General features: G+C 66.7%; 18 protein-coding genes. 11 read left to right on the top strand and 7 right to left on the bottom strand.

Going from position 1 to position 17,390, the window contains the following annotated elements:
* Positions 1-142: 142 nt before the first annotated feature.
* Positions 143-2,308, top strand: a complete 2,166-nt coding sequence (locus tag AC1RJ9_RS02960; protein WP_492834860.1) for a bifunctional diguanylate cyclase/phosphodiesterase — start codon at positions 143-145, stop codon at positions 2,306-2,308.
* 104 nt (positions 2,309-2,412) lie between these two features.
* Here AC1RJ9_RS02960 and AC1RJ9_RS02965 read toward each other — a convergent pair whose 3' ends face one another.
* Positions 2,413-3,261, bottom strand: a complete 849-nt coding sequence (locus AC1RJ9_RS02965; RefSeq protein ID WP_492834858.1) for a hypothetical protein — start codon at positions 3,259-3,261, stop codon at positions 2,413-2,415.
* Between the two features lie 267 nt (positions 3,262-3,528).
* Between AC1RJ9_RS02965 and AC1RJ9_RS02970 the strand changes: the two genes are divergently transcribed.
* The 6 genes from AC1RJ9_RS02970 (at position 3,529) to AC1RJ9_RS02995 (ending at position 8,851) form a co-directional block, all read left to right on the top strand.
* Positions 3,529-4,224 (top strand): TerB family tellurite resistance protein, encoded by a 696-nt coding sequence (locus AC1RJ9_RS02970; protein ID WP_492834856.1) that lies wholly within the window; start codon positions 3,529-3,531, stop codon positions 4,222-4,224.
* A 99-nt stretch (positions 4,225-4,323) separates the two neighbouring features.
* Positions 4,324-4,638, top strand: coding sequence for a hypothetical protein (locus AC1RJ9_RS02975; protein ID WP_492834854.1), 315 nt, complete (start codon positions 4,324-4,326; stop codon positions 4,636-4,638).
* Positions 4,639-4,797: 159 nt separating this feature from the next.
* Complete coding sequence (locus AC1RJ9_RS02980) at positions 4,798-5,919, top strand: alpha/beta hydrolase-fold protein (RefSeq protein WP_492834852.1); 1,122 nt, start codon at positions 4,798-4,800, stop codon at positions 5,917-5,919.
* A 251-nt stretch (positions 5,920-6,170) separates the two neighbouring features.
* Complete coding sequence (locus AC1RJ9_RS02985; protein WP_492834850.1) at positions 6,171-6,461, top strand: putative quinol monooxygenase; 291 nt, start codon at positions 6,171-6,173, stop codon at positions 6,459-6,461.
* 6 nt (positions 6,462-6,467) lie between these two features.
* Complete coding sequence (locus AC1RJ9_RS02990) at positions 6,468-7,679, top strand: acyl-CoA dehydrogenase family protein (protein ID WP_492834848.1); 1,212 nt, start codon at positions 6,468-6,470, stop codon at positions 7,677-7,679.
* A gap of 80 nt (positions 7,680-7,759) precedes the next feature.
* Positions 7,760-8,851, top strand: a complete 1,092-nt coding sequence (locus AC1RJ9_RS02995; protein WP_492834846.1) for an NADH:flavin oxidoreductase — start codon at positions 7,760-7,762, stop codon at positions 8,849-8,851.
* A 200-nt stretch (positions 8,852-9,051) separates the two neighbouring features.
* Here the strand turns inward: AC1RJ9_RS02995 and AC1RJ9_RS03000 are convergent, their stop codons facing one another.
* From AC1RJ9_RS03000 to AC1RJ9_RS03025, 6 genes are all read right to left on the bottom strand, one after another.
* Positions 9,052-9,843 (bottom strand): SDR family NAD(P)-dependent oxidoreductase, encoded by a 792-nt coding sequence (locus tag AC1RJ9_RS03000; protein WP_492834844.1) that lies wholly within the window; start codon positions 9,841-9,843, stop codon positions 9,052-9,054.
* Between the two features lie 106 nt (positions 9,844-9,949).
* A complete protein-coding gene (locus AC1RJ9_RS03005; RefSeq protein ID WP_492834842.1) occupies positions 9,950-10,861 on the bottom strand; it encodes an SMP-30/gluconolactonase/LRE family protein in 912 nt (303 codons plus the stop codon).
* Positions 10,862-10,948: 87 nt separating this feature from the next.
* Positions 10,949-11,458, bottom strand: coding sequence for a dihydrofolate reductase (locus AC1RJ9_RS03010; RefSeq protein WP_492834841.1), 510 nt, complete (start codon positions 11,456-11,458; stop codon positions 10,949-10,951).
* A complete protein-coding gene (locus AC1RJ9_RS03015) occupies positions 11,455-12,294 on the bottom strand; it encodes a thymidylate synthase (protein WP_492834839.1) in 840 nt (279 codons plus the stop codon). The genes AC1RJ9_RS03010 and AC1RJ9_RS03015 overlap by 4 nt, the downstream gene beginning before the upstream one ends.
* A gap of 212 nt (positions 12,295-12,506) precedes the next feature.
* The gene (locus AC1RJ9_RS03020) at positions 12,507-13,457 is read right to left on the bottom strand and encodes an SH3 domain-containing protein (protein ID WP_492834837.1); all 951 of its coding nucleotides are present in this window, start codon (positions 13,455-13,457) and stop codon (positions 12,507-12,509) included.
* Positions 13,458-13,537: 80 nt separating this feature from the next.
* Positions 13,538-14,098 (bottom strand): DUF924 family protein, encoded by a 561-nt coding sequence (locus AC1RJ9_RS03025; RefSeq protein ID WP_492834835.1) that lies wholly within the window; start codon positions 14,096-14,098, stop codon positions 13,538-13,540.
* Between the two features lie 107 nt (positions 14,099-14,205).
* Between AC1RJ9_RS03025 and AC1RJ9_RS03030 the strand changes: the two genes are divergently transcribed.
* The 4 genes from AC1RJ9_RS03030 to AC1RJ9_RS03045 all read left to right on the top strand — a co-directional run bounded on the left by AC1RJ9_RS03030 (position 14,206) and on the right by AC1RJ9_RS03045 (position 17,336).
* The gene (locus AC1RJ9_RS03030) at positions 14,206-15,138 is read left to right on the top strand and encodes an RcnB family protein (RefSeq protein ID WP_492834833.1); all 933 of its coding nucleotides are present in this window, start codon (positions 14,206-14,208) and stop codon (positions 15,136-15,138) included.
* A 255-nt stretch (positions 15,139-15,393) separates the two neighbouring features.
* Positions 15,394-16,413: a ketol-acid reductoisomerase gene (gene ilvC / locus AC1RJ9_RS03035; protein WP_492834831.1), complete on the top strand. Its 1,020-nt coding sequence runs from the start codon at positions 15,394-15,396 to the stop codon at positions 16,411-16,413.
* 103 nt (positions 16,414-16,516) lie between these two features.
* Entirely contained in the window at positions 16,517-16,876 is a 360-nt protein-coding gene (locus AC1RJ9_RS03040) for an ArsR/SmtB family transcription factor (RefSeq protein WP_492836056.1), read from the top strand.
* Positions 16,860-17,336: an SRPBCC family protein gene (locus tag AC1RJ9_RS03045; protein ID WP_492834829.1), complete on the top strand. Its 477-nt coding sequence runs from the start codon at positions 16,860-16,862 to the stop codon at positions 17,334-17,336. The genes AC1RJ9_RS03040 and AC1RJ9_RS03045 overlap by 17 nt, the downstream gene beginning before the upstream one ends.
* The last annotated feature ends 54 nt before the right edge of the window (positions 17,337-17,390 follow it).

Raw genomic sequence — 17,390 nt, forward strand, 5'->3', positions numbered from 1 at the left:
CGTTCCGGCGCGGACGTGTCGGGTGGCGGAAACCGTGAAACCCAAATCGCGTAACGCTGTGCGATAATTTGTCCGCCGGGTCATCACGGTAAGGAATTCGGCAACGGTTCCCATGAAGGATGCGCCATCTCAGGGGAATGGGATGGATCGTCGGAACATCGAGCTCAAGATCTTTGGCCTGATCGCGGGCATGGCGGCGAGCATGATTCTGCTCGCCAGTGTCGCCTTGACCGTCGCCACACGCCACGCCGACGCGCGCGAGCGTCAGTACGAGCAGACCCTGGTTGGCAACGGCCTGCGCCAGCGCGGCAAGGAGATCCAGACCGCCCTCAATCCCTACGTCATCTGGGATGAGGCGATCATCAAGCTGGACAACCACTACGACCAGGCGTGGGCCAGCCAGAACATCGGCGCTTCGCTGGGGGGAGCCCTGGGCTACAAGGTCGCCTTCGTTCTCGACGCCGACGGCAAGCCGATCTACGGCCACATCAACGGCAGGGACGTCGCGCCGCAAGCCTATTCCCGATACGCGACCTCGACCGAACGTCTGGTCGCCGAAATCCGCAAGATCGAGACCGATCCCAAGAAGGTCGCCGCGCTGCGCGCCGTGCACGGGAGCCGCGTCGAGTTGATCGGCGACGAGCCCGTGCTGATCACCGTCTCGCTGATCCGCCCGGACCTGAAGGCCAAGACCCGCGGGCCCCGCGCGCCGCTGCTGGTGACGGGCATCCCGGTGGCCAACAGCGTTATCAAGACCTTCTCCGACCGCTTCCTGCTGCACGACGCCCATATCGAGGTGGTCAAGCCGGACGCGGTCCGCATCGACGCCGCCCAGGCCGTGCTGGGCCAGGCCGCAGACGGTCGCCGCGTCGTCCTGAGCTGGACCCCGCGCAAGCCGGGCGAGGAACTGTTGAAGTCGGCCACCCCGATGCTGGCCTTGGCGGTGCTGGCCGCGGCGGCCGGCTCGTTCCTGCTGTTCCGGGTCACTCGCCGAGCGGCCAAGAAGCTTCTGCTGAGCGAGGCCGAGGCCAAGCACTTGGCGCTGCACGACCCGCTGACGGGCCTGGCGAACCGCACCCTGTTCACCGATCGCCTGGTCCACGCCCACGCGCTGTTGCGCCGCAAACCGGGGCATCTTGGCGTGTTGTGCATCGACCTCGACCGGTTCAAGGAGGTCAATGACAGCTACGGTCACGAGGCCGGCGACCAACTGATCCGCGAGGTCGCCCGCCGCCTGATGCATATCTGCCGTGAGACCGACACTATCTGCCGTCTGGGCGGCGACGAGTTCGCGATCATCCAGCCCGACACGACCCCGTCCGGCGCGGCCACCCTGGCCCAGCGCGTGGTCGACGGCCTGTCGGGCGAGGTGGATCTCTCGATCGGTCGCGCCGAGCTATCGTGCTCGGTCGGCGTATCGGTCGTCTCCGACGCCGACCAGGGGCAGGCCGAGCTGCTGCGCCAGGCCGACGTCGCGCTCTACCGCGCCAAGGAAGCCGGCCGTGGCCGCTTCGCGTTCTTCGAGCCCGAGATGGATGCGGCCCTGCGCCTACGAAAGGGGCTGGAGCGCGACCTGCGTTCGGCCCTGGAAAGCGAATCCCTAGCCGTCGCCTACCAGCCGCTGACCGACGCGCGCGGCGCGATGATTGGCGTCGAGGCCCTGGCCCGCTGGACCCATCCCGAACGCGGCGAAATCTCGCCGGCCATCTTCATCCCGCTGGCCGAGTCCAGCGGCCTGATCGGCTTGGTTGGAGCGGCCGTGTTCCGCCGCGCCTGCTACGACAGCCTGCGTTGGTCGGGCTTGGAGGTGTCGGTCAATGTCTCGGCCATCCAGCTGTCCAGCCCCAGCTTCGTCGACGAGATGGTCGCCACCCTGGCCGAGACCGGGGCCCGCGCCGACGTCTTCATGCTGGAGATCACCGAGACGGCCCTGCTGAAGGACAGCGACGGCGTCCACGAGGCCTTGCGTCGCCTCAAGCGCCTGGGTTTCCGTCTGGCCCTGGACGACTTCGGCACCGGCTACGCCAGCCTCGCCTATCTGCGCCGCCATCCGATCGACAAGCTGAAGATCGACCGCTCGTTCGTTTCCAGCCTGCCGGGCAACAGCGAGAGCATGGCTGTGGCCAGCGCCATCATCAGTCTGGCCAAGTCGCTGGGTCTGAAGACCACGGCCGAGGGCGTCGAGACCCAAGGCCAGTTGGACGCCCTGGTGAAGCTGGGCTGCGGCGAGTTCCAGGGTTACCTGCTGGGGCGCCCGATGCCCGCCGACTCCATCGCCGGGGTGCGCGAAAACGCCGGGGTTCGGTAGCCTTTCCGCCTCATTGCGCTTCATGCGCGGGACCCGTCGTTCCGCCGCAAGCACGCGGCGGAACGACAGGTGTGCGAACGCCGAAGGCTCAAGCCAAGCAGCCGTCAGTCCGCCTTGCAGATCAGCACGTCGCGGCCGCCGCGCTTGGCGGGGACGAGGCTGCCGGCGCAGGGGATCGGGTTAACCGGGTCGACGATCACCTCATTGCCGCCGATCGGCGGCGGCTTGGCGGCCGGGGGCTTGGTCAGCGGCTTGGCGGCGGCCGACTTGGTCTCGGTCTTCGCCGTCTTGACGGGAGCGGGTTTCGCCGGCGCGGGCTTGGCGATCATCGGCTTCGGCGTGGGCGCCGCTTCGGCGACCGGCGTCGGCGTCGGCGCCGGCGGCGCGGCGGGCGTCGGCGTGGCGTCGAACGCGGGGTTGGACGTTTCCGGCTTGGTCTCGACCTTGGAGGCCGCGGCGGCGTTGTTGTAGTTCAGGGCCTTGCCCAGAATGGTCGAGCGGGTCTCCAGCGCCTTGGCGCGCTTCTCGCAATCGCCGGGCGGGCTCCAGCTCATCCACATCTGCGCCAGACGCGCCTTGTCGACCGTGTCGGCGCCTTGCCAGACGGACTGGCCGCGCTTGACCTGCGCGCCGCCATATTCCGAGATCGGGCGCGGGCTGGCTTTCTCGGCCGCCGTGATCGCCGAGGCGAAGACCTTGAGGTCCTTCCGCGCCTGCTCGCGCATTTCCGGATAGGTCTTCAGCGAGGCGGCGACGCCGTCAGGACCGGGGAACGCCTTCTCGATCCGCGTCACCTCCGGCATCACGCGATCATAGAGATTGGCGTAGCCGCCCAGGGCGCCGTAGCACCAGGCGACATAGCCGTACTCGTCGGTCGGCGGCGCATTGGGCGACTGGCCGGCCTGACCGTCCTGGGCGAAGAGAGCGAGAGCGAGGAGGAGGGCGTTCGCCATGCGGGCGGATGTCCTTTTTACAATACGTCGAGTCTGACTAGAGCATTTCGATCGGGAATGGGACCGTTGCGTGGCGATGAAGCCAAGCGCGGCCATAACGAGCGAAGCGCCAATCGGCTCCCTCGTCGCGTGAATGGGCGGTTTCGCCGCATTGCACTAAAGTCATGTGAACGATCATTCTCATTGTGCTAGAAGCGAGCTGACGGGTGATCCGAGAGGGCCCGTCACGCGTATCTTCTTCGTCCGTCGCTGGTTTCGAGGCGCTTCATGACCTTCTGGCGCAACATTGCGAGTATCGCCGCCCGGCGTCTTGACCTGGCCGACTGCACGGAGTGTCCGAGCGGCCTGCCGGGCGAGGACCCGGCGTTCTCGACTGCGGTGACCGCCTTGGGCGCCAAGCTGGCCAAGGTCGACGGCCGCGCCGACGGCGGCGAGTTCCTGGCCTTCACCGAGGTGTTCCAGCCCGACCCCGCGTCGGAGCAGAACATTCACCGCCTGTACGACCTGGCGCGCCAGACGACTCACGGCTTCGAGAGCTACGCCAAGCGCCTGGCCAAGCGCTACAGCACCTGTCCGCAGTTGCTGGAAGACGTGGTCGACGGCCTGTTCCATATCGCCAAGGCCGACGGCGTCGTGACCCAGGACGAGCTGGACTATCTGGAGCGGGTCTCGGATCTGTTCGGCATGTCGCCGCTGTCCTTCCGCCGCCTGCGCGCCACCCATCTGGGCGTGGGCAAGGACGATCCCTACGCCATCCTGGAAGTGCCGGCCGACGCCGACGACGCCACGGTGCGCAAGGCCTGGAAGCTGGCCCTGTCCAACGCCCATCCGGATCGCGCTCGAGCGCGCGGGTTGCCGGCCGACTTCATCGCGCTGGCCGAGACCAAGGCCGCCGCCATCAACGCCGCTTTCTCGACGGTGATGCGCGAGCGCAAGGAACTGGGTCTGGCCGCCGCCGGTTGAGCCGAGACGATCCGCCGCTCCATAAGGAGCCGGAAAAGGGCTTTTCATCCGAAGCCGTCGGGTGTTCAGTTGCGGTTCAGCGCTTGTGAACCAACTTGGTTGATCATGAGCGTGGACGAGAGGATTACGATGAGCAGCCAAGGCGTCGCAGCTTCGCCCTTCCATAGCCTGGCCTGGATGGCCGGGGCTCTTGCGACCTCGGTCGCGGTGGTGATCGGCGCGGTGCTGGCGGTGGTGTTCGCCGCGACCGTGGTCGCCGTCGGTTTTCTGGGCAGCGCGCTTTTCGGTCTCGCCGCTTTCACCTTCCGCGGCCGCAAGGTCGCCAAGGCCCCGGCGGGTGATCCCAGCCTGATCGAGGCCCGCAATGTCGGCGGCCACTCCTGGGTCGCCTACGGCTGGAACGAGCGTCCTTAAAGCCAAAGACTCAGCAGAATATTCCGTCATTCCAGCCCCGAAATGACTGGGATACACCGCTACCGGCGACCCCATCGCCGATAGGCGCCAGGCAAGACCAACTCAAGATTGACGGAGCAATCTACAGCGGTAAATCTCCCCGTAGATTTAGGGGGCTCCATGAAGACGCGTCTAACCGCAGCTTTGCTGCTCGCCGGCGCTCTCTGCGCACCGGCTCTGGCCGCGCCGTCATCTCTGTCCATCAAGGCTGAAGGGCCAGTCGTCATAGCGGACGCCATCAGCCTGACGGTCCATTCCGCGATCGTGGGCCGGGACTTCGTCATCGAGGTCACGCCGCCGCGAACGCCACCGATTCTGCCAGGGCAGACGGCGCCCGTGCTCTATGTCCTAGATGGCGGCTACGACCTGGCCGGCCCGGCGGGCTATATGCTTGGCGCAGCTGGCGTGATGGCCCCGGCCTATGTCGTGACGGTGGGGTATCCAGCGGGAGCATCGGCGCGCGGCGTGGACCTGCTGTCCACATCCGCGACCAGCCCGGACGGCTTCGCTCACACGGGGGGCGGGGCGGACGCCTTCCGCCGTTTCTTGGTAGAGGAGCTGAAGCCGTTCGTCGAAGCGCGCTACCCGGTGGACGGCGCCAAGTCGATGCTGTTTGGGCATTCCTTGTCTGGACTTTTCACGGCCAACGTCCTTGCCAGCCACCCCTCGGACTTCGCCGCTTACCTCATCGCCAGCCCGTCGGTCTGGGCCGACCCTGGCGTCGTAGAACGTCTTCGGGCCCTTCGGATCGGTAGTGCGCCGCGTCGTGTCTTCGTGGGCTATGGAGGCGATGAAAACGCCTACATGATCGACGGCGCGCGGCAGGTGATCCAGGCGCTAAGCGGCGTGCAAGGCGTTCTGCTCCAGGCCAAGGCGTTCGAGGGCGAACAGCACATCTCCTACTATCCAGCTCTTCCGAACGCCGCGTTCCCCTTCCTGCTGCCCCGCGACAACCTCATGCGTCGTCCGAATCCCGTTGAGCTTTCGGCAGAGCGGCTGAAGCGGTACCTGGGCGTTTATGAACTCGCCGATCATCGACGTGTCACGATCACTGAGGACGAGGATGGCCTTGTCTTCAAAGTCGACGGGCGTGACGAGGCTGGCTTGCTGGCGGAGGCCCTGGACCGGTTCTTCATCAGAGGCGTGGACGCGAGTGTCGTCTTCGACGCTGGAAACGGCCTTGCCAGGAAAATGGAGATCAGCCTGAACGGCACGACGGCTCTCGCCCTACGCGTCCCATAGAAATCGAAGGAGACTGGCGCGCCGCTTTGATCGCGACCGTCACCAATCGCTACCTTGGTCGCGCACGTGTGGCGGCAGTTGAGGGGAGATCGTGACCGTGAGCAATTGTTGGTTCTGGTGAAGACCCGCCCGTGTGGCGGGAATGACGGTTGAGAGGCTGGGCGTATGAAGGCGCGTTGCCGCCACGTCCCCCTTGCTCCCATCGCCTTGCTCCCGCATCCTGCCTTTCAAACAAACGTTGGGAGGCAAGCATGATTGGCGTCGTCGCGGTTCTGAAAGTCCAGCCGGACAAGTCCGGGGATTTCGAGAAGGTGTTCCTGGATCTCCAGAACAAGGTGAAGGCCAACGAGCCGGGCTGCCTCGTCTACCAGTTGACCCGGTCCAAGACCGAGGCGGGCCTCTACAAGGTGCTGGAGCTCTACGCCTCCGAGGACGCGCTGAAGCACCACGGCGGCACGGACTATTTCAAGGCCGCCGGCGCGGCGATGGGTCCGTTCATGGCCGGTCGCCCCGAGATCGAATATCTGGACGCCGTGGAGTAGACGGCGATGGATCTGGCCTTCTCGCCCGAGGACCTGGCCTTCCAGCAGGAGGTTCGCGACTGGATCGCGACCGCCTATGACGAGGCCTTACGAAAGCAGTTCAGCCAGTCCAAGAACGGCTATCTCGACAAGGCCGGGCAGGTGACCTGGCAGAAGAAGCTGGCCGATCGCGGCTGGGCCGCGCCCGACTGGCCGGTCGAACTGGGCGGGGCGGGGTTCACGACCTCGCAGCGCTACATCTTCAACATGGAGATGAGCCTGGCCGGCGTGCCGACCTCCTCGCCGATGGGGTTGAAGATGGTCGCGCCGGTGATCATGGCGTTCGGCAGTCCCGAGCAGAAGGCCCAGCATCTGCCGCCGATCCTGAAGTCCGACATCTGGTGGTGCCAGGGCTATTCGGAGCCCGGTTCGGGGTCTGACCTGGCCTCCCTTCAGATGAAGGCCGAGCGAGATGGCGACGACTACGTCCTGAACGGCTCGAAGATCTGGACCACCCACGCCCAGTGGGCCGACTGGATGTTCTGCCTCGTCCGCACCTCGAACCAGGGCAAGCCGCAGGAGGGCATCTCGTTCCTGCTGCTGCGGATGGACACGCCCGGCATCCAGATCAAGCCGCTGCCCACCCTGGACGGTCCGCCCGACGGCGAGCAGGAGATCAACCAGGTCTTCTTCGACAATGTCCGCGTGCCTGTCGCCAATCGCATCGGCGAGGAGAACAAGGGCTGGACCTACGCCAAGTACCTGCTCGAGTTCGAGCGCGGAAACGCCTATGCGCCGGGCCTGATGAACATGCTCAAGAAGGTCAAGCGCATCGCCGCCCTGGAGCTGGCCGACGATGGCGGCCGGCTGATCGACGACGCCGACTTCCGGGGCAAGATCACGAACCTGGAGATCCAGGTCGAGGCTCTGAACGCCACCGAACTGCGGATCTTCTCCGGCCGCACCGCCGGCAAGGCGATTGGCCCGGCCTCGTCGATGCTGAAATGCGTGGGCTCGGAATACCAGCAGGCGATCACGGAGTTGACTCTGGAGGCGGTGGGGACCTACGCCGCGCCGTTCGTCGAGGATCCCTGGTCCAAGAGCAACGAGCTGCGCGCTGGTCCGGACTACGCCGCGCCGGCCGCGCCGGCCTATTTCAACTACCGGAAAGCCTCGATCTACGCCGGGTCGAACGAGATCCAGCGCAACATCATGGCCAAGATGGTGCTGGGGCTCTAGGGCCTCAGTTTTTCTGCATGGCGCGGCGATCCAAACGTGTGTTTGGATCACCCGCAACAACTCCTGTTCCGGAACACCTCATGTCGCTCGACGTCCTGTTCAAGCCGTTCGAATTCAAGTCGCTGAAGCTGCCCAACCGGGTGGTGATGGCGCCGATGACGCGGTCGTTCTCGCCCGGCGGCGTGGCCACCGACGATGTCGCCGCCTACTATCGCCGCCGCGCCGAGAACCAGGTCGGATTGATCATCACCGAGGGCACGGGCGTGGCCCGTCCGGCCTCGCTGAACGACGCCAACGTGCCGCGCTTTCATGGCGAGAAGGAACTGGCCGCCTGGAAGAAGGTGGTCGACGAGGTCCACGCTGGCGGCGGGCTGATCGCGCCGCAGCTGTGGCATGTCGGCTCGGCCAAGGGGCCGGCTCAGCTGGGCAAGGTCGACAGCCCCTCGGGCATCTCGAAGGCGGGCGGCGAGCCGTTCACCGAACCGATGACCGACGCCGACATCGCCGACACCATCGCCGCCTTCGGCCAGGCCGCGGGCGACGCCAAGCGCCTGGGCTTCGACGCGGTCGAGCTGCACGGGGCCCACGGCTACCTGATCGACCAGTTCTTCTGGGCGGGCACCAACGTCCGCACCGACAAGTGGGGCGGCCCGACGATCGGCGAGCGGGCGCGGTTCGCCGCCGAGATCCTGAAGGCGGTCCGCGCCGCCGTCGGCCCGGACTATCCGGTGATCATTCGCCTGTCGCAGTGGAAGCAGCAGGACTACACGGCCCGGAACGCCTCGACCCCGCGCGAGCTAGAGGCCTGGCTGCAGCCGCTGGCCGATGCGGGCGCCGACATCTTCCACTGCTCGCAGCGCCGCTTCTGGGAGCCGGAGTTCGAGGGATCCGACCTCAACTTCGCCGGCTGGGCCAAGAAGCTGACCGGCGCGCCGACCATCACGGTCGGCTCGGTGGGCCTGTCGGGCGAATTCATCGCCGCGTTCGGCGGGGAGGGTAGCCAGCCCGCCTCGATCGACGGCCTGCTGGAACGTCTGGAGCGCGACGAGTTCGACCTGGTCGGCGTCGGCCGCGCCCTGCTGCAGGATCCGGAATGGGTCGTGAAGATCCGCGACGGCCGCAACGACGAGCTGCAGAACTTCGAGCGCGCCGCCCTGGGCACGCTGTACTAGCCGACACCCCCCGTTCCGGGGCTGTGCCTAGCGCCGGCCCCGGACCATCGTCGTCCCACTCACGAGAGGGAGGCGTCGATGACTTGGTTGCCCTATCTGTCCGGCTTGCTCGCCTTGCTGGCCATGGCCTTGCTGGTCGCCGGCGCGTTCCTGCGGGAGTAGGCGGGGGAGCGGGGGCTGGCGCTCCCCCTCCGCTTTATCTAGGCGATCGTGGTCACCAGACCGCCCTCGGCCCTCAGCGAGGCGCCGTTGGTGGCCGCCGACAGCGGGCTGGCGACATAGGCGACCAGACTGGCGATTTCCTGCGGCTCGATCATCCGCTGCAACAGCGACGAGGTGCGGTGCTTCTCGAAGAACTCCGCCTCGTGCTCGGCGGCCGTGCCGTTCGGATTGGTCGAGACGCTCTTGAGGAACTCGAAGATGCCGGCCGCGCGGGTCGGGCCTGGCAGGACGGAATTGACGGTGACGCCCGTTCCCTTGGTCTGCTGGGCCATGCCGCGCGCGACCGCCAGCTGGGCGCTCTTGGTCATGCCGTAGTGGACCATCTCGCCGGGGATCGCGAGACCCGACTCCGACGAGATGAAGATCACCCGGCCCCAGTTTCGCTCCAGCATGCCCGGGAAATAACCGCGCGACAGGCGCACGCCGCTCATCACATTGACTTCGAACAGGCGCAGCCAGTCCTCGTCCGGGATATCGGCGAAGGCCTTCATCTCGTAGATGCCGAGGTTGTTGACGAGAATATCGACCGAGGGGACGGCCTTGAGAATGGCGCTGGCGCCATCGGCCGTGGCCGCGTCGGCCAGCACGCCCTCGACCTTGGTTCCGCCCGAGGCGCGGATGCTGGCCAGGGCCTCGTCCAGCTTGTCCTGGGTGCGGCCGGTCACGAACACCTTGGCGCCCTCGACGGCCAGGGTGCGGGCGATCTCCAGGCCGATACCGGCGGTCGAGCCGGTCACCAGCGCGGTCTTGTCGTTGAGTTTGAGGTCCATCGCTGGGCTCCGTTGCTTTGACGGCTCCACAGATGGGCCCGCCACGACGCGAAACTACGCTGTGGACAGGCACAGGACTTGTGACTTCAGTTCATGGATTGGATCGTCAGGCGTTGAAGTTCAGCTTCAGGCCTGGCCGCGGCCAGCGGGCCTTGTAGAGCTTGCCGGTGCCCGAGGCCGTGATCCACGCGTCGCGCATGTCGGCCCCGCCAAAGCAGATGTTGGTCACGATCACGTCCGGGAAGGCATAGTGCTCGGTCGAACCATCCGGGTCGAAGGCGGTGATGCCGCCGTTGATGATCGTCGCCACACAGACCTTGCCGCCAGCCTCGACCGCCAGGCTGTCTAGCAGCTGGTAGCCCGGCAGGTTGCAGACCACGTTGCCAGGCTGAAGGGGCAGGGGATCGGCCAGCACGCCCGGCGCGGTCACGTCGAACGACCACAGGCGCCCCAGCATGGTGTCGGCCATGTAGACGGTCTTCTCGTCGGGCGAGAGGCCCACGCCGTTGGGCGAGACGAAGTGGTCGCGCCAGCGGACGATCTTCGAGCCGTCGGTCAGGGCGTAGTACAGCGCCCCGTACTTGCGGCCGTCCGGCGTCGAGCAGCCGTGGTCGGTGAACCAGAAGCCGCCCTGCTTGTCGAAGACGAGATCGTTGGGGCCGACCAGGTCCTTGCCGTCGCACGCGGTGTAGAGCGTGGTGATCGCGCCGGTGGCGATGTCGATCCGCTGGATCGAGCCGCCCGTGTGGGTCGGCGGGGTAGGGCCGGGGATGTTCAGCCCGTTGGCCTCGAAGAACTGGAAGGCGCCGCCGTTGTTGGTGACGTAGAGCGCGCCGTCCGGCCCGATCGCCGCGCCGTTGGGACCGCCGCCGGTCTCGGCCACCGTCTCCTTGCGGCCGTCCGGCCAGACCCGGGTCAGGCGCTGGCCCTGGATCTCGGTAAGGATCACCGAGCCGTCGGCCATGGCCACGGGACCTTCGGGGAATTGCAGACCTTCGGCGACCAGCTGGATGTCCATCGACGTCTCCCTGACACCTCTGAGCGGGTGTTGGGGATCACTATAAACGCTCGTTTGAACCTGGCGAGGGTTCCGTTCAGGGAGGGCTCAGCGCCGCTCCAGCACCCGGAACACGAAAGCGTGGTCGTCGCCTTCGCCAGCGGGATGTTCCTCGCGGCGGACCTCGGTCCAGGCGCTCTCGTCGAAATCGGGGAAGCGGACGTCGCCCTCGACCTCGGCGGCGACGTCGGTCAGGTACAGGCGCTTGGCTTTCGGCAGGGCGGCTTCGAACAGGCTGCGGCCGCCGATCACGCAGACCTCCGCCGCGCCGTCGTCCTCGGCCTGCTCGCGCGCCATCTGGACGGCTTCCATGAAGCTCTCACAGACCACCGCCTGCTCGGGCTCGAACGATCCGTCGCGCGACAGCACCACGTTCATACGGCCGGGCAGGGGCTTGCGGGGCAGGCTGTCCCAGGTCTTGCGGCCCATGATGATCGGCTTGCCCAGGGTGTTGGCCTTGAACAAGGCCAAGTCCGACTTCAACCGCCAGGGCAGGTCGCCGTCACGACCGATCACGCCGTTGGCCGCGCGGGCGACGACGATGGCGAGGGGGATCAAACCGAGACCTCGGCCTTGATGTGCGGATGGGCCTGGTAGCCTTCCAGGGTGAAGTCCTCGTACGCGAAGGCGAACAGGTCACGCTTGTCGGCGATCTTCAGGGTCGGGAAGGGATAGGGCTCGCGGGTCAGCTGCTCCCGGGCCTGGTCCAGATGGTTCAGATAGAGGTGAGCATCGCCGAAGGTGTGGACGAACTCGCCCGGCTCCAGGCCGACGACCTTGGCGACCATCAGGGTCAGCAGGGCATAGCTGGCGATGTTGAACGGTACGCCCAGGAAGACGTCGGCGCTACGCTGGTAGAGCTGGCAGGACAGCTTTCCATCCGCCACGAAGAACTGGAACAGGCAGTGACAGGGCGGCAGGGCCATGTCGTCGACATCGGCCGGATTCCAGGCCGTGACGATGTGGCGGCGGCTGTTGGGATTGGTCTTCAGGTTCTCGACAAGGTTGGCGATCTGGTCGATCGACTGGCCGTTGGGCGCGGCCCACGAGCGCCACTGCTTGCCGTAGACGGGGCCGAGGTCGCCGTTCTCGTCGGCCCACTCGTCCCAGATGCGCACGCCGTTGTCCTTGAGATAGGCGATGTTGGTGTTGCCCTTCAGGAACCACAGCAGCTCGATGAAGATCGAGCGCAGGTGCAGCTTCTTGGTGGTCAGGACAGGGAAGCCCTTGGCCAGATCGAAGCGGATCTGCCGGCCAAATACCCCCAGGGTCCCTGTGCCCGTACGGTCGCCGCGCTGGACGCCGTTCGCCAGGATGTCGGCGAGCAGGGCCAGATACTGCCGCTCGGGATGATCGGCGGCGGCTTTCGGGGCGTCGAGGACGGCGGTGGTCATGGTTGGCAGTCTGGTCGCGAATCGCGGGTTTGAACACTGCGGCGCGGGGAAGCGTCCACAGGGGGCGCTAACTCTCCTCTCCCTTTGGGGGAGGGGGGACCGCCGAACGGCGGTGGAGGGGGCTAGCGCCAGCTGAAAGATGCCGGGCCGTCCCCCTCCGTCTCGCTGCGTATCCGCAGCGATCCACCTCCCTCAGATGGGGGAGGAGAAACCTACTTGCTCGGCGCCAGACCCGTGTTCAGCACCCAGCCGACGTTGTCGTTCTCGTCGGCCACTTCCCACCACAGGTCCTGCTGCTTGCCCGTCGGATAGACGATGGCGCCGGCGGGGAGGGTGCGGATCAGCTTGCCGCCGGCGACCGGGGTGGCGCGCATGGCGACGGGGCGCTGGGCGGCGAAGGTCTTCGACGGCGCGGCGGCTGCGGCCGGGCCGGCTTCGGACAGCAGGCCCAGGTCGCCGATCATCTTCGAATAGGCGTTGATGAACGACAGGGTGACAATGCGGCCGATGTCGGTGTCCTCGTAGCCGCCGCCGACCGCGCCGGCGAAGCCGTAGCCGCCGCCCGCGCCCCAGCCGATGTCGTTCTTCACCGCATAGCCCTCGGCCACCGACATGGTCTCGGTGGTGCGGACATTGGTCAGCGACAGGACGGTGTTGGCTTCCAGCTTCTTGGTCTTGATGCCGCCGACCAGGCCGCCGACGCGACCGCCGATGATGCCGCCGAGGGCGCCGGCCACCGCGCCGCCGCCGACATTGCTGTTGCTGCCCTGGACCTCGGCGACCAGCACGTAGTCGGCCGCCTTGACCTGACCCTGGCCGACGTTGGAGCCGCGCTGCAGGCCGAGATTGCCGCTGATCGCGCGCTCCTTCTCGGCCGCGCCGAGGCCCGCGCCCCGGTCGACCAGGTTGAAGCAGCCCGAACGCTGGACGATGGCGCGCAGCACCTTCTGCGGCGAGGCGAGGTTGTACTGGGTCCAGCCGCTGGAATCGTCGCCATCGACGATCGACAGCGTGCCCAGCTTGCGGGCGCAGCGCGGGACCTCCGCCGAGGCCTGGGTCTGCATGGTCTGGCCCTTGCTGGCCTTGGCCTGGGCGAAGACCGTGACAGGTGTCAGGGTGGTCAGCGCCAGACCAACGGCCAGCGCGCTACGGAAGGCTTTCATACGTGGTGTTCCCCGGTCGGTCCCCGAACTTGAGGCGTCACCCTACAGGCGAGGGACGGTCGCGCCAAGATTGGCAGGGGCTAACCGGCGAACCCGCCTTCGTCGAGGAAGTCCTGCTCGGCCTCGGTGGTTTTGCGACCAAGGCCGGCGTTTCGGTGGGGGAAGCGACCAAAGCGGGCGATGATGTCGCGATGGAGCAGGGCGAACTTCATCGATTCCTCGTCGCCGGTGTCGGCCTGGAGGGCGGCGAACAGCTGGACGCTGAGCTCCTGGTCGACCAGCGATTCCGAGTGCTCGAACGGCAGGTAGAAGAACGGGCGCAGGTCCGCGTCGATGGCCGGATCCGTGTCATGGCCGGCGGCGATGGCCTCGTGGGCGAACATCCGGGCCAGCGGGTCGGTGGCGAAGGCGTGCGGGGTGTTGCGATACATGTTGCGCGGGAACTGATCGAGCAGGATCAGCAAGGCCAGCGAGCCCAAGGGGGTCTCGGTCCACTTGTCATAGCGGCGCATCGAGGCGCGATAGTGGGTCTGCTCGAACTTCAGGGCGATCGCGCTGTCGAAGGCGGGATCCTTCTTGAACCACTTCTTGGGTCCGGCCCCGCGCCAGAAGACGACGATGTCGTTGTAGTGCGCGCTCATCGAGGCCCTCACGCGTTCCTTCGTTCAAGCACGGTTCATCCGGCGAGTCCGACACTGCTATCAAGGGACAAGCCCGGGCCGCGCTTCAAGGCCCTTCGGAGCAAGAAATGAAACGTCTGATCACGACCGCCCTGGCGCTTTCGCTGCTGGGCGGCGCGGCGGCCGAGGCCGGAGCCGCCGCCGGGGTGGTGGTTCAGCAGCAGCAGGGCGCCCCGCGCGAGCGCGGCGACGGCGGCCCCAGGGGTGATCGCGGCGGCGACCGTGGCGGTGATCGTGGCGACCGCGGCGGTGGTGACCGTGGCCAAGGCGGCTGGAACCGCGGCGGCGAGCGTCCGCAACCTCAACCTCAGGCTCAAGCGCAACCCCAGGCCCAACCGCAGAACAACGGCGGCGGCTGGAACCGAGGCGATCGAGGCGATCGCGGCGGCTGGAATCGTGGCGACCGCCCGCAGACCCAACCGCAACAGCAGCCTCAACCGCAGGCCCAGCAGCAGAACAACGGCGGTTCGGGCTGGAACCGGGGCGGGAACGACAACCGCCCGGGCGGTTGGAATCGTGGCGACGACAATCGCGGCGGCCGGCCCGACCGGAACGACAATCGCGGCGAAGCCAACCGTCCAGGCAACTGGGACCGCAACGACAACCGCGGCGGCTGGGATCGCAACGACAACAATCGTTGGGACAATAATCGTGGCGGCTGGGACCGAAACGACCGTCGTCCGGGGCAGGGCCAGTACCGCGATCGTGACCGCGGCCGCCACCAGTACGACCGCGGCTACTACCGCCCCAGCTATCGCGCGTCGCAGCGCTACCGGGCGCCGGCCTACCGCTATCCGAGCGGCTGGTACGCGCGCAGCTGGTCGTTCGGCGATTACCTGCCGGGCGGCTGGTACGGCAGCTCCTACTACCTGAACTGGGGCTCGTACGGCCTGCCGCTGCCGCCGGTCGGCTGCGAGTGGGTCCGGGTCGGCTCCGACGCCCTCCTGGTCGACGTCTGGAGCGGCCAGGTCCTGAGCGTCTACTACGATCTGTTCTGGTAGGCGGAAATCTTCCCTCCCCCGAGCGGGGAAGGCCAGCGTAGCGGATGGGCGGGCCACCAGGTCCGCCCATCCTTTTGGCTGTTGGCATGGCGTACGACCGCACGAGAGCTTAGAACGAGTCCGCGAGGGCTCCGGCTTTTCGGCGTTCTGTCGGCTTCGCCTTGACGAAACGGCAAAAAAACGCTCAAACGCCCGGCCTTTGTCGCTCCGCCGTTGCGCGGGGTGGCCAAATTGACCAGTCCTTGGAGATAAAACATGCGCGTCTATTATGATCGCGACGCCGACCTCGCCCGCATCTTGGACAAGAAGATCGCGATCGTAGGCTATGGTTCGCAAGGTCATGCCCACGCGCTTAACCTTCGGGACTCGGGCATCAAGAACGTCGCCGTCGCCCTGCGCTCCGGCTCGCCGACCGCCAAGAAGGCCGAAGGCGAAGGCCTGAAGGTCATGACCGTCGCCGAGGCCGCCGCCTGGGCCGATATGATCATGATCCTGGCGCCGGACGAGCATCAGGCCGCGATCTACAAGCACGAGATCGCCCCCAACATCCGTGACGGCGCGGCCCTGCTGTTCGCCCACGGCCTGAACGTCCACTTCGGCCTGATCGAGCCGAAGGACACCATCGACGTCCTGATGGTCGCGCCGAAGGGCCCGGGTCACACCGTGCGCGGCGAGTACCAGAAGGGCGGCGGCGTGCCCTGCCTGATCGCGGTGCACCACAACGCCACCGGCAACGCCCTCGACCTTGGCCTGGCCTATGCCTCGGCCATCGGCGGCGGCCGCTCGGGCATCATCGAGACCAACTTCCGCGAAGAGTGCGAGACCGACCTGTTCGGCGAACAGGCCGTCCTGTGCGGCGGCACCGTCGAGCTGGTCCGCGCCGGTTTCGAAGTGCTGGTGGAAGCCGGCTACGCGCCGGAAATGGCCTATTTCGAGTGCCTGCACGAGCTGAAGCTGATCGTCGACCTCATGTACGAGGGCGGCATCGCCAACATGAACTACTCGATCTCGAACACGGCCGAGTACGGCGAGTACGTCACCGGTCCGCGCATCATCACGCCGGAAACCAAGGCCGAGATGAAGCGCGTGCTGGAAGACATCCAGTCCGGCAAGTTCGTCCGCGACTTCATGCTGGAAAACCAGGTGGGCCAGCCCAGCTTCAAGGCGACCCGTCGCCGCGCGGCCGAGCACCAGATCGAGGAAGTCGGCGGCCGCCTGCGCGGCATGATGCCCTGGATCGCCAAGAACAAGCTCGTCGACCAAGCCAAGAACTAAGCTTCACAACCCATCAGATCCCACGAAGCCCTCGGCCCTCCCAGGCCGGGGGCTTTTTGTTTTGGGCTTGCGGGCGGCGGGCTGGCGCTCCATAATGAACCATATGGTTCAGTATTCGGCCGCCCGCCTCGACGTCTCCTTCGCCGCGCTGTCGGACGCCACCCGCCGTGGCGTTCTGGAGCAGTTGGGACGTGGGGAGGCCTCGATCACGGCGCTGGCCGAGCGGTTCAACATGACCCTCACGGGCATGAAGAAGCACGTCAGCGTTCTCGAGCAGGCGGGTCTTGTGGTCACCGAGAAGGTCGGCCGCGTGCGGACCTGTCGGCTGGGCGTGGGCGGGCTGGAGGACGAGGCGGCCTGGATCGAGAAATACCGCCGGCGCTGGGAGCTTCGCTTCGACGGGCTGGACGAGATCATCGAGGAATTGAAACAGAAAGAGGACCAGGATGGCCGGAAAGAATAGCACCGTGGTGGAGCGCAAGTCGGACCGGGAGCTGGTCGTTACGCGGACCTTCGATGGCCCGGCGCACATCGTGTTCGAGGCCTGGAGCCGGCCGGAGCTGTTTCAGCGCTGGTGGGTCCCTAAGACGTTGGGCGTGCCGCTGCGGGCCTGCGAGATGGATGTCCGCACGGGTGGCGGCTACCGCCTGGAGTTCGGGCTGGACGCGGCCAATTCCATGGCCTTCTTCGGCAAGTACATCGACGTGACGCCGCCTTCGCGCATCGTCTGGACCAATGAAGAGGCCGGTGAGGTGACGGTGACCACCGTGACCTTCGAGCCCCAGGGCGACAAGACGCGGCTGGTGCTGAGCGAGCTCTATCCCAGCAAGGAAGCCTGCGACGAGGCCATCACTGGCTCGGCCGCCGGCCTGCCCGAACAGTTCGAGCAACTGGACGTGCTGCTGGTCGAGCTGGTCGCCTGACCGGCGCGAAGCTCTCGGCTTGGACCGGGGGCTTCGTTTCCCGCTTGCGCGATG

This window comes from Caulobacter sp. GW822-FHT07D08 (assembly GCF_058798735.1).